The organism is Falsirhodobacter xinxiangensis (assembly GCF_004959935.1).
Lineage (GTDB): Bacteria > Pseudomonadota > Alphaproteobacteria > Rhodobacterales > Rhodobacteraceae > Falsirhodobacter > Falsirhodobacter xinxiangensis.
Window position 1 is genome coordinate 127555 of the sequence record NZ_SMYN01000009.1, and the last position, 12279, is coordinate 139833.

Here is a 12279-nt window from a genome sequence, read left to right on the forward strand (position 1 = left end):
GCGCTTCAGCCTCTTTTCTTTATCCACACCTCGCCCTTGATGAGGCTGTCGAGGTGTTTCGACATGGCTGCGCGGTCTTCGCCCAGGTCCAGTCCTTGGTCCATCCGGGATCGCCCGGCACGATTCTTCGCCTCCGCCGCCTGTGCAAGACGCCATGTCAGCCCTTCGTCGGCAAGGCCGGTCAGGTCCTCCATCGCCTCCTCCACCTCCATCCGCACGCCGCGCTCCGCCTCCAGCTTGGCAAGCTCCTCGGCAAGGCACATGCGGGCAAGATCGACGTCATCCGGGTTTCGGATCGGCGGCGAGATGCGAACATGGGTCAGGGACATCAGCCTTTCAAGGGCTTCGCCCGCCTCCTCGGCGATGACGCGGCGGGGCTGGTCGGAATGGGCCGCCCGCAAAAGCGCACTGCGCAGCACGCGGTGGTCGGGATGGCGCAGGTCCATCAACTCCAGCGCGCTTTCGAACGAGACGATCAGGCTGGCATGGACGGCCAGCCCCGAAAGGATCATGGCGATGCGCAGATCCTCCACATCGCCGCTGGAGGCCAGCATCGACTGCCGCGTGGCCGACATCGGAACGGGCGCGGGCTTGGCACCGCGCGGCGTCCACTGGCGCTTTGGTCGAAAGCCGGTAAGTTCCCGCTGAAGACTTCTTATTGCCTCGTCATAGTGCTTTCGGATCGTCGGATCGGCAATGCGAGCCACGGCGGCAGAAAGCGTCTTGTCCAGCGCGGCGCGGCGTTCGGGGCTGTCGAAAACCTTGCCCTCGGTCTCGCGCCGCCACAGCAGCGTGACCATCGGCAGCGCCGCGTCCAGCACCTTTTGAAACCCCTGCGGCCCCTGCGCCTTGACCAGATCGTCCGGGTCCTGCCCCGGCGGTAGCACGGCGAAGCGCAGCCCGTTCCCCGCCTCCAAAAGTGGCAGCGCCAGATCGACCACCCGAAGCGCCGCGCGGATGCCCGCCGCATCGCCATCCAGTGCGATCACCGGCTCGGGCGAAATGCGCCACATCAGACGCAGCTGATCCTCGGTGATGGCGGTGCCCAGTGGAGCCACCGTCGCGCCGAACCCCGCCTCGGACAGCGCGATCGTGTCCATGTATCCCTCGGCCACGATCAGCGGCTGGCCCTTGCCCGCCGCCTGCCGCGCGGGGCCGTGGTTGTAGAGGTTGCGGCCCTTGTCGAATAGGTCCGTCTCCGGCCCGTTCAGGTATTTCGCCCGCGCGTTCGGGTCCATCGCCCGCCCGCCAAGGCTAATCGCTCGCCCCCGCGCATCGCGGATCGGAAAGATGATGCGCCCGCGGAAACGGTCATAGGGTGTGCCGCCATCATCGGGCCGAATGCAGAGCCCCGAATCGACCAGCAGGTCCGCCGAAATCCCCTTGCCCATCAGCGCCTGAAACAAGCCCTGCCGCGTGTCGGGGGCAAAGCCGATCTCCCACCTGTCCTGAGCCTCGGGCGACAGCTTCCGCCCCGCCAGATAATCGCGCGCCGCTGCCCCCTGCCCCGAACGCAGCATCAGGCGGTAATGCTTCACCGCCTCCTCAATGACCGAGATCAGCTCGCTGCGGCGGTCCTGCCGCTGGGCGGCGACAGGATCGCGCGCGGGCATCGGCATTCCCGCCTCGCGCGCAAGGATTTCGACCGCTTCCATGAAGCCGACGTTTTCCGTCTCGCGCACGAAGCTCAGCGCGTCGCCCTTGGCATGGCAGCCGAAGCAGTAATAGAAGCCCTTGCGGTCATCCACATGGAATGACGCGGATTTTTCCTGATGGAAAGGACAGGGCGCCCACATGTCGCCCTTGCCCTGATTGGACTTGCGCGCATCCCATACGACCTTGCGCCCCACCACCTGCGACAGCGAGACGCGCGTGCGAAGTTCATCGAGGAAGTTGGGCGGAAGCGACATATGCCCTTATCCGCCCAACCGGCGCTTAAGTCCAGAACCCTACTTCGCGACGCAGTCCGCGAAATAGTGCATCTGGCCGTCCGCGCCGAGCTCTTGCACCAGACCGTGGATGTCGGTCTCGAAACCGGGGCATTCGCGGGCGAATTCGCGGTTGAACTTCAGGTATTCGACGATCTTGCGGTTGAACACCTCGCCCGGGATCAGCAGCGGAATGCCCGGCGGATAGGGGGTCACGAGGCTGGTGGTGATCCGCCCTTCCAGATCGTCGATGGCCACCCGTTCCGTCTTGCGCTGCGCGATGCAGGCGAAGGCGTCGGACGGCTTCATCGCCGGCTCCAGCGCCGACAGATACATCTCGGTCGACAGGATCGCGACGTCATAGCGTGAATAGAGCGCGTGGACATGCGCGCACAGATCGCGCAGGCCCATCTGCTCGTAGCGCGGATGCTTGGCGCAGAATTCGGGCATCACGCGCCACAGGGGTTGGTTGCGGCCGTGATCGTCCTTGAACTGCTGAAGCGAGGCCAGAAGCGTGTTCCAGCGGCCCTTGGTGATGCCGATGGTGAACATGATGAAGAAGCTGTAGAGGCCGGTTTTTTCGACCACGACGCCATGTTCCGCCAGATATTTCGACACGATCGACGCAGGAATGCCCCATTCGCCGAACTGCCCTTCAAGGTTCAGGCCAGGAGTGATGATCGTCGCCTTGATCGGGTCCAGCATGTTGAAGCCGGGGGCCATGTCGCCAAAGCCGTGCCACGCGTCCTCGCCGTCGCGCTGGACGCCCTCGGCATCGGTGCGGCGCAGGACCCAGTCCTTCGTGTTGCCGATGCCTTCCTCGCACAGCTCGTCCGGCCCCCAGACCTGGAACCACCAGTCGTCGTCGCCAAATTCTTCGTCCACCTTGCGCATGGCGCGGCGGAAATCCAGCGCCTCGGCGATGGATTCCTCGACCAGCGCCGTCCCGCCCGGAGGCTCCATCATCGCCGCCGCCACATCGCAGCTTGCGATGATGCTGTATTGCGGGCTGGTCGAGGTGTGCATCAGATAGGATTCGTTGAACAGGTGCCGGTCCAGCTTGGTGTTCTGTGCGTCCTGCACCAGAACGTGGCTGGCCTGCGAAATCCCCGCCAGCAGTTTGTGGATCGACTGGGTGGCATAGGTCACCGAATGCTCGGTCCGGCCGCGCTTGCGCCCCATCGAATGATAGGTGCCATAGAATGGGTGGAACGCGGCGTGGGGCAGCCATGCCTCGTCGAAATGCAGGTTCTCGACATAGCCGTCCAGCAGGCCCTTGATGACCTCGGTGTTGTAAAGCACGCCGTCATAGGTGGACTGGGTCAGCGTCATGATGCGCGGCTTGACCGTGTCGGCATCGACGCCTTCCAGCAGTGGGTTGGCGCGGATCTTCTCCTTGATCGTCTCGATCTCGAACTCGCTGTGCGGGATCGGGCCGATGATGCCGAAATGGTTGCGCGTCGGACGCAGGAATACCGGAATCGCCCCCGTCATGATGATCGAGTGCAGGATCGACTTGTGGCAGTTGCGGTCCACCACGACCACATCGCCCGGCGCGACGGTGTGGTGCCAGACCATCTTGTTCGAGGTGCTGGTGCCGTTGGTGACGAAGAAGCAATGGTCGGCGTTGAAGATGCGTGCGGCGTTGCGCTCGGACGCGCCGATGGCGCCGTTGTGATCCAGAAGCTGGCCCAGTTCCTCGACCGCGTTGCAGACGTCGGCGCGCAGCATGTTCTCACCGTAGAACTGGTGATACATCTGGCCGATGGGCGATTTCAGGAAGGCGACGCCACCCGAATGGCCCGGGCAGTGCCACGAATACGACCCGTCCTCGGCGTAATCCAGCAACGCCTTGAAAAACGGCGGCTGGATGCCTTCCAGATACGTCTTCGCCTCCCGGATGATGTGGCGGGCGACGAATTCGGGCGTGTCTTCAAAGGCGTGGATGAAGCCGTGAAGCTCTCGCAGGATGTCGTTCGGCAGGTGGCGCGAGGTCTTCGTCTCGCCATAGACATAGATCGGAACGTCCGCGTTCTTCCAGCGCACTTCCTCGATGAAGTTGCGCAGGTTCAGGACTGCCGGGTCCAGATCGGGACCGGGGCTGAACTCCTCGTCGTCGATGGACAGAACGAAAGCACTGGCGCGCGACTGCTGCTGCGCGAAGGTCGAAAGGTCGCCATAGCTGGTGACGCCCAGAACCTCGAAGCCTTCCTTCTCGATCGCCTCGGCCATGGCACGGATGCCAAGCCCCGAGGAGTTTTCGGAGCGGAAATCCTCGTCGATGATGACGATGGGGAAACGGAACTTCATGAGGCTCTCCTGCCGCGGCGGTTGAGGGTCCGCTCCGGTTCTTGCCGCTGGCCCCGCCACAGTCAAGGTCCGTAAGACCCGCAAAGGCAAAGCGGCAGCGAAGGGCCGATGACAGGGGAAATCTGGAGGCGGGTACCGCCTCCCAACCCTCGTCGCGTCGTGTAACGTTCAGTAATTTTTCTATAATGAAAACAGTTACCTGATAGGCGTCCTTGTAAATTACCGTAACTTGTGGTGTCTTTCAGTAGCCACATTTTTGGCGGGCTAGAAGGCGGGTCAATTGCCGAAAGAATCTAAGGAACTCTCCGCTCTTGCGGTAAAACGATTGCCTGCGGGCGTTCATGCCGTAGGTGGCATTCCAGGACTCCTTCTCCAAGTGCGCGTCAGCGGATCGCGCTCTTGGATCCTACGCGTCATGGTCAACGGACGGCGACGGGAAATGGGCCTGGGACCTTATCCTGAGGTGGGGCTAGCGGATGCCCGTATAGAGGCCGCGCGGACGAGGACTCTCGTCCGTGCTGGACGTGATCCGATCGCCGAACGTCAAGAGGCTCGCACGATTGCCCTAAGGAAGGGAAAGACTTTCGCAGCCACATTGGATGAATACGCCGCCGAGAAGTTGATCGAGATTACTGGCGAGAAGTATCGAAGCCAATGGCTGGCCACAGTCACGAATTATGCCCTCCCCGTGATGGGCGAAATCCTAGTGCAAGACATCGTCCTGGATGATGTGCTTCGTGTGCTGACCCCGATCTGGCACAAAAAAACAGAAACGGCTAGCAAGTTGCAAGGACGGATCGAAAAGGTAATCGCATTCGCCATCGTCAAAGGGTATCGAAAAGAAAGCAATCCTGCCCAGTGGAAGAATAACCTTTCGCTTGTGCTGCCGTCGCCCTCAAAAATTTCTCAGGGCGGGAACTATCCTGCCCTTCAGATCAGCGATGGTCCATATTGGTTGAGTGACTTGCGAAAGCGCGAAGGCGTTGGCGCGCGAGCTCTGGAGTTTCAGGCAATGACTGTTTCTCGTTCTGGAGCAGTGCGCTTTGCCACATGGGATGAGTTCGACTTCGACGCAAGAATATGGACGATTCTGCCAGGGCGAAAATCTTCGAAGATTAAGCCTCGGTCCCAGGGAGGCCGTCCGCATCGTGTGCCTCTCACACCGGAGATGATGAAATTGTTGGAAGGTCTCCCGCGATTTCTAGGCAACCCTTTGGTTTTTCCATCGCCGACTGGCAAAGCGCTGTCTGACGCAACGTTGGGAAAAGTCATGGAGACCCTTCACATGGCTTCGATCCGCCAGGGCCGCCCGGGGTATATTGATCGGGATACCAAAATGCCGGCGGTCCCTCATGGTATTCGAGCCTGCTTCAGCACCTGGGTTTCGGACGATACCGAATATGATCGTGATATGGCAGAGATAGCACTAGCCCACCGGGTAGGGACTAAAGTCGCTCAAGCATATGACCGTGCAGACCGAATTGAAAAGCGGCGAGAAATGATGGCAAAATGGATCGAAAAGCTAGGGACCGGACTATGATCTCGTTCGCAGAGGCAGTGGATTTCGCATTTGAGAGCTTGAAAAAACTGGATTGTTTGCCCGACGAGGCAGACAAGCTAGCTGCCTTCGTCGTTCGGTTTTGCGAAATTGACGATAGAAAATCGCTATCCGCGGTCATAGAGGCTTCGCTTACTCAAACGCTTTCATTCGACGCACTTTCAAGAGCTGCCGCAATCCTCTTGGCGAAAGGGTCACCTATCCATCACGATCTTGCAGAATGGACGGCCCGGAGGCTTACCGAACAGCTGGAGCGCCCCCCAATTTCCCGACGGTTCCGCACAGGATGGCCAGGCGCCTTGGCTGAGCGCGATTTGATCTTCCATAGTCTTGTCGTTGCCCTGCAGGAGCGAGGCTTGACTCCTATGCGAAACGACTCATCGCCAAGTATGAGTGGTTGCGATGCCGTTGCTGCTGCGATGGTTCGGCGGAGGTCACAGCCTTCTTCATACAAAGGAATCAAGGAAATATACCTTGAGGTCAACGCGAAGGCGCGATGTCAACAATACCACGGGGTTGGTGTGGCGGTCACCAACGCGCTGATAAAAGACACGCGCAAAGTTTAGATGTGTGAATATTGGTCTGCATCGGTAACGACAAGGTGCAGACGATATGTATATCAATGACAAACAGCTAGCGGAGCGCTTCGCGGTCTCGCGTCAGAGTGTATGGCGCTGGGTTAAAGCTGATCCGAAATTTCCTCGGCCTTATAGCCTTTCGCCAGGCTGCACTCGCTGGAAGCTTTCGGAAATTGAAATCTGGGAAGATTGTCGATCTCACGCAGTGGCTGCTTGAAGGCGAGCCCCTGGCATGTCTGCCAGGGGAGGTATCTTTCGGGTTGCTGCCCGGACAACGAAATGATCCAGAGTATCCGCCATCTTACAGCACTTTCATGGCGGAAAAACCTTGGACGGTCAATGGATACGACTGTCATGAAAAAAAATCTTTCTGACCATCTCAAAAAGGCAAGCTTTCGTCTCGAAAACTTGAATTTAGTCCGAGACGATAAAGGTCGCCCGGTGTGGAATACTGAAAACGCACTTACCGTGCTCCGCTCCCATCCGGAATGGCAAGGTGTCCTCGCCCATAACCTTTTCAGAATGAAGCGTATGTTGTTGGGCCCGATCCCTGGCGAACATGATGGTGGCTATCCCAGATCATTTAATGATCTGGACTATGTCGCCGCTCAGGCTTGGTTTAATCGTGCCGGATTCCGGACCGCATCTAAAGATGTTGTCGTAGACGCGATGCATAAGATTGCCTCGGAAAACTCGTTCGATCCACTCGAAGATTATCTAAATGAGCTGGAGTGGGACAAGGTTCAGCGCCTCAATAGATGGCTGTCCACATACTGCGGTGCTGAGGAGAGTGATTACACTGCTGAGATTGGGCTTCGATGGTGTATCTCTGCCGTGGCAAGGGGTCTGCATCCGGGTTGTAAAGCGGACCATATGATCGTGTTCGAAGGCTCGCAAGGCGCGCGCAAATCTACCGCACTTGCAACGCTGGCTGGGCCTAACTGGTTCTCTGACAGTCTTCCACCGATGCAAACAAAGGATGCATCAAGCTTCCTCTCAGGGCGCTGGATCATTGAGGTCGCAGAACTAGAGGCGATGCGCCGTGATGTGGACGCTGTCAAAGCATTCATTTCTCGGCAGGTCGAGACTTATCGCCCTGCCTATGGCCGGGAAGAAGTTACCGAGCCGAGACGTTGTGTTTTTGCTGGCACCACAAACAAGGACGACTGGCAGCGCGACGAGACGGGGGGGCGACGGTTCTGGCCGGTCAAGGTTGGGGAGATCAACATCTCAGCGCTTGAGAGAGACCGGGATCAACTTTGGGCTGAAGCAGTGACTCTTTACAAGAATGGAGAGCGCTGGTGGCTTGAGGGTGATGTTGTCAGTGCTGCCCTAGCCGCAGCAGGCGAACGCCGTCCTGAAGATCCTTGGCGGACCGACATCGCAACAATCATCGATGGCCTGCCGGAGGTGACGACGAAATACGTGTTGGCGGGGCTCGGCTTTGCGCCTGCCGAAATGACGATTTCATTAAGCAAACGAGTTGCGGCGGTGTTCGCCGGACTTGGTTGGCGGAAGTCGGGTCGTATCACCTCTGGAGACTTCAAAGGTGCAGCGCGTTTCACCCCCCCAAGTGTGTGAGGCCGTGGCGGAATGAGCGTTTATCGAAAATGGAGTGGTGCGCGGTGAAGCAGAAAGTCAAAGTCCACAGCAGTGAAAAGCAAAGAGTTCTTCAGCACGATGATTGTGCCGAGACCATCTGCGCGCGGGGTGGAAATGTCGAAGCAGGCCTTGCCGCTAGGTTTGCGGTGGCAATGGCGGGTGCGCTGACTTACGCGGAAGCCGTAGGCGAAGAAGATGCGGATGTCACCGGACCTATCGCGCCGGTTCCTACGATTGGTGTCAAATCTGCACGGCAAGCGCTGGTCGAAGATGAGGCCGACCGGGCGGTGAAGCGCCATGCCGCTGGGGAGGCAGATGAAAATCTCAAGCAAATGCTCGATGACATTGACGACATGCTGGCGTTTTTCGATCAGCTTGCGGCTGCGACGCCGGATCGCCGTGAAAAGCTGATTTTGGCGGGAGAGATGCTGGGCCGGGCGCGGTTCAAGGAGCTGGTGAGCAGAAACGGAAGCGGGTGATAAAGGAGCGGCTAGAAGACCTTCACAGACTTCTCATAAACGCCGTCGTTATCTTGCCCCCTGGAAGCATGCCCTAACTTTGAAGGAGGACCAGGGCGAAAGCCCTAGTTCCAATTGTGTTTAGAGGCCAATGGCCTCGCGGTCGGAAGCCGATAAAGCGGGGGCTTGAATTCGTGCTGCGGCTTCGAGGCTACGCATTGCTGCAGCCATGTTTTCATGATCAAGCGGATAAAGGTCATCAATCGCTAGCTCGGCGCGGCCTGCATAAATGACGCGCAAAACCTGCGCTGCGCCATCGCTGCCGCCAGTGCCAGCTTTCGCAAGATCGATTAGACGGGCAACGTCGCGGGGCAGCTCGGTGCGGTAGCGTTCGTAAGTGGCGTCGGTGGCCGCATCTTCCGCTTCGATGGTTTCTTGCACGGTCGCATAGGTCATGTGAGAGGCTTTCTTCTTATGCTATCAAACGAGTGAAGAGATCATAGCCGGCCACCAGAGTGCCGTCGATCTCAGGTGGCGGAATTTCATCGGCCAGTCGCCCGGTGACTTTCCGAGCGGCAGTGGCGATCCTATCAGGATCGCGGCTGATGATTGATCGCGCCTCGCCCTCAGTCACGCCCCGCCCGAAGCCGTCTGCGTAAACAATCCATGCTGCGGCTCGGCGCAGCGCCAGCGCGTCGAGGTCTGACCAGTCCGCGCTCCGTGCGGCTCGCCGCGCATCCTTCTGCGCTGCTTCGACCGACTCCGCTGTGGTGGTCCAGCTTCGACTTTTATTGCGATCTGTCACAGTATTCGCGACCGCCTGAGGATCATACAAGGGAGCGGTGACTTCACGGATCAGGGCTTCCAAGGCTCTACCGTTGTAGCGGTGATCTTGAGGGAGGGGCTCGCGATGCTCGGGGGAGGCCGAGGGGTTTACCTCGGTATATTCCGCCTCCGGCGGTGAGGATTCATGGAGGAAAATGGGGGTATGAGGTGTAGAAAAAGGATCGGTGGTCACGTTCTGAGTCCAGGTATACTAGAGGTAAGGCTGCTTCCGTGTCTCTTGCCTTTACGGCCCGTCAGGATGCCAGTTCCGAGACTGGTTTTCCCGTGTCCAATTTTGGCCGCTGTCGTCAAGATCAAGCCTGCTGATCTTGCGGCGGCATACCCCGCGGTGGAAGTAGAAAGGAGAGGTGCTGTCGTAGGCTGAAGCTTTGCCCGGACGCTAGACCAATTCTTGCCTTGCGCTGTCTTTGGCGGGTCAAGCCGGGATCGAAGTCGGGCTAACGTCGCGGCGCGGTCTACCTTGCCAGCGCCGATTTTCTGGCCATCAGGTCCGACAAGGATTGCGCCAGGCTTCTTGTTTTTCGCTTGCATCCTCACAAGTCGCCAGCCGTCACGCGCCAGTCCAGCCTCCAGCTCCTGCCATGTCTCGGCATTCAGCAAGGTATCGCGGACGCTATCCGGTGCGCTGTGTTGCCGAGGATCAGGCGTGGTGCGTGGGCCTTCCATGCGCTTGCCGGTTGCGGGCGACGGGGCGTGTCGTCCTTCTGTCACCTGAAGGCCACGGTTCGCTTCGATGCGGCGCAGTGTCGACTCCACCTTGGCGTAGCTGCTCGAGTCAGATACGGCGCGGCCATCGCTGCCGACACGATTTGCCATGATGTGCATGTGTGCGTGTGGCTTGTCGTGATGCCGAACTATCACTGCCTGGCCACTGCCCATGCCAAGGTTGCGCAAAACTTCGGCAGCGTCAGCTCGCATCATGTCGTCGGATGGCTGCCCGTCTGCTGGATCGTAGCTGATAGTGAGATGCATGACAGGCAGCTTGCAGCGGCGTGAAACACTAGCCGCAAGCTCCATCTCGGCGGCGGCTTCGTCGGCATTGGCTGATGCGAGGTGGCGCAGATCAAGCACCTGCCCGCGCCCCTCGCGCGTAAGATAAGTAGCGAGGCCTCGAAAATCGCTGCCTTTGACCAGCTTCCCGATCATGTCAGTTTCTTGCCTCTGTCCGTAGGGCAGCGATGAGAGCGATCACTGCGGCAGGCGTGACAATCAGCAAGTCTCCGGGATCGCAATCGCAGGCCGCCTCTCCAAGCACCTCATCAGAATCCTGGTGATATATCCCGATCTTCCGGACCGCGGAGAGGAATGCGGATCGAGTATCCGCGCAATCGAAAATCAAGGTTTCGCGAATATCGCCATATCCGGAATTTTCTCCACGCCCTCTGACTTCAAAATCTCCAGGCGCTATTGAAATGTTACGGAGAAAAGCGAAAGCTGACATGTAAGCACACCTTTATTTAATTCTTCTATTATTGAGGATCGCATTGGCGAGGGCCGTCGCAGCACGGAAGAATGCGTTAAAAATAATAATTGTCAGGACAATGGTGAGTGTCACGATTGTATAGCTTGCGGAACGGTTATTCATGGATTGATTCCCGAATCTTCCGGACTGCATTCACGGCTGCTTTGTGCAGTCCAGCAAGAGCACGAATCTGGTCCGATGAAAGGCTCCCGGACACATTTCCCACCCGTGCTAGCTGGTTGAGATTACTGCCAATTCGGTTCAGTGCAGCTACTGCTTCCGCCTCGATATTCGAGCGCTTGACGGGAATCGGCAGACCGAGAACGGCGTTCCGAGTTAAGGCCGCAACCGGGAGTCCGGCCGCTATTGCCCGCGTTACGATCATCTCTCGTTCACCGGGAGATACAGTATAGCTAAGCCGAAATTCGCGCCGCATTTCTCTTTCCTTCGGAGCCGCAGGCGACTGTTTTTGAGTGGAAATCCACATCAAAAACATTGCTTGCTTCTTCCTGTTTCACTGCTGTTATGATTATAACATGGGTGCAAATTGGATCAACGATTTTGACAAGTAAAATCACTAGAGCGAGGCACTTTATCAAAGCATGGCTTCTGGCAGGCTATCCGATAATGATATTTTATAGTGCAAAGTCAGAGGGCAGTTGTGTGGATGGCAGATGGCATAAGAAATTAGGATTTCTTGTAGTCGAGTTGTTTTTCCCGATTATCGACGGGACTGCCTGGCAGGTAATTCGTCACGAGATTTTTCATGCAAAGGCGCATAATGTGGAAGCAAACGTAAAAGCTGAAGCGGTTCGCATCTATGCAATGACGAAAGATGGTCCCACAGTGCATGAGATCTATGCAAGATCACCAGAGCTGATAGGAAGTGAATGGGGAGAGGAGGCACTGGTGAGACTTGCTGACATGCAGGCAGATCGGCAGCCAATCCCGCAACATTCCCCCGCCCTCGCCTGCACGTTAAATTACCTTCTCAAGCGCCGCTTCATTGCCGCGGGGTGGAGCGCTATTGTTTGGGCGTCAACTCTCATCGTCGCGTGGCTCGTGGTTGCTGGCATCGCATTCGCTACGCCAGCCATTCACAACGGATGCGGCGCGGGAATGGCTTGGCCCGGGCATTTCCAGTAAGTAGGTGACTGAGTGCGTCGATGCGATGCGACAATGCGGGACATTTCCGGTCGCAGCGATGCATCGCGGGCTGCCTGGACGCTCCGCACTCTTCAGGCACTTTTGAGGGCAGTGACGATGGTGAAGGTGGTGAGGTCAGTCGCCATAGATTGTCCCTGAGTGGTCCAGCTCGTAGAAAACAAATGCTTACCGGTATCCGCGGCTTGTGTGGGAACTTACCTCACCATCCTCACAGCCTCACTTGCGACCGGCTGTGCTTAACCCGACATTGCCCTATTAGTTTTCATTTTTTCCAGGAATCCTCGCCGGAGGCGCACCTTCTGAGGCGTCGGTGGCGACAACGCCAATATCCCGGCCTTAGCAGGCTGCTGAAAAACTCCTGCCTCGACGC

13 protein-coding genes are annotated in these 12279 nt (G+C 58.2%); 6 read left to right on the plus strand and 7 right to left on the minus strand.

All coding sequences use genetic code 11. The features are described from left to right. Positions 1–5 precede the first annotated feature (5 nt). Together dnaG and E2K76_RS12550 are read right to left on the minus strand one after the other, a co-directional pair. Positions 6–1910 (minus strand): DNA primase, encoded by a 1905-nt coding sequence (gene dnaG / locus E2K76_RS12545; protein WP_136684656.1) that lies wholly within the window; start codon positions 1908–1910, stop codon positions 6–8. 39 nt (positions 1911–1949) lie between these two features. Continuing rightward, positions 1950–4238 (minus strand): arginine/lysine/ornithine decarboxylase, encoded by a 2289-nt coding sequence (locus E2K76_RS12550; RefSeq protein ID WP_136684657.1) that lies wholly within the window; start codon positions 4236–4238, stop codon positions 1950–1952. A 280-nt stretch (positions 4239–4518) separates the two neighbouring features. Between E2K76_RS12550 and E2K76_RS12555 the strand changes: the two genes are divergently transcribed. The 5 genes from E2K76_RS12555 (at position 4519) to E2K76_RS12575 (ending at position 8455) form a co-directional block, all read left to right on the plus strand. Then, the gene (locus tag E2K76_RS12555; protein ID WP_169053298.1) at positions 4519–5778 is read left to right on the plus strand and encodes a tyrosine-type recombinase/integrase; all 1260 of its coding nucleotides are present in this window, start codon (positions 4519–4521) and stop codon (positions 5776–5778) included. Then, positions 5775–6362, plus strand: a complete 588-nt coding sequence (locus E2K76_RS12560) for a hypothetical protein (protein WP_136684658.1) — start codon at positions 5775–5777, stop codon at positions 6360–6362. The genes E2K76_RS12555 and E2K76_RS12560 overlap by 4 nt, the downstream gene beginning before the upstream one ends. Before the next feature lie 46 nt (positions 6363–6408). After that, positions 6409–6591 (plus strand): helix-turn-helix transcriptional regulator, encoded by a 183-nt coding sequence (locus E2K76_RS21120; protein WP_136684659.1) that lies wholly within the window; start codon positions 6409–6411, stop codon positions 6589–6591. 62 nt (positions 6592–6653) lie between these two features. Continuing rightward, positions 6654–7955, plus strand: a complete 1302-nt coding sequence (locus tag E2K76_RS12570; protein ID WP_136684660.1) for a virulence-associated E family protein — start codon at positions 6654–6656, stop codon at positions 7953–7955. 44 nt (positions 7956–7999) lie between these two features. Beyond that, the gene (locus E2K76_RS12575) at positions 8000–8455 is read left to right on the plus strand and encodes a hypothetical protein (protein ID WP_136684661.1); all 456 of its coding nucleotides are present in this window, start codon (positions 8000–8002) and stop codon (positions 8453–8455) included. Between the two features lie 120 nt (positions 8456–8575). Here the strand turns inward: E2K76_RS12575 and E2K76_RS12580 are convergent, their stop codons facing one another. The 5 genes from E2K76_RS12580 to E2K76_RS21125 form a co-directional block, all read right to left on the minus strand. Then, positions 8576–8890: a hypothetical protein gene (locus E2K76_RS12580; RefSeq protein ID WP_136684662.1), complete on the minus strand. Its 315-nt coding sequence runs from the start codon at positions 8888–8890 to the stop codon at positions 8576–8578. Between the two features lie 16 nt (positions 8891–8906). Further along, positions 8907–9302, minus strand: coding sequence for a hypothetical protein (locus E2K76_RS12585; RefSeq protein ID WP_136684663.1), 396 nt, complete (start codon positions 9300–9302; stop codon positions 8907–8909). Positions 9303–9448: 146 nt separating this feature from the next. Next, positions 9449–10426 (minus strand): relaxase/mobilization nuclease domain-containing protein, encoded by a 978-nt coding sequence (locus E2K76_RS12590; RefSeq protein WP_136684664.1) that lies wholly within the window; start codon positions 10424–10426, stop codon positions 9449–9451. A gap of 1 nt (position 10427) precedes the next feature. Beyond that, on the minus strand, positions 10428–10721 hold the full coding sequence (locus E2K76_RS12595) for a hypothetical protein (RefSeq protein ID WP_136684665.1): 294 nt from the start codon (positions 10719–10721) through the stop codon (positions 10428–10430). 136 nt (positions 10722–10857) lie between these two features. Next, positions 10858–11238, minus strand: coding sequence for a plasmid mobilization protein (locus E2K76_RS21125; protein WP_136684666.1), 381 nt, complete (start codon positions 11236–11238; stop codon positions 10858–10860). Between the two features lie 167 nt (positions 11239–11405). On the opposite strand from E2K76_RS21125, the gene E2K76_RS12605 reads away from it, so the two are divergent. Then, on the plus strand, positions 11406–11888 hold the full coding sequence (locus E2K76_RS12605; RefSeq protein WP_220432232.1) for a hypothetical protein: 483 nt from the start codon (positions 11406–11408) through the stop codon (positions 11886–11888). Positions 11889–12279 lie beyond the last annotated feature (391 nt).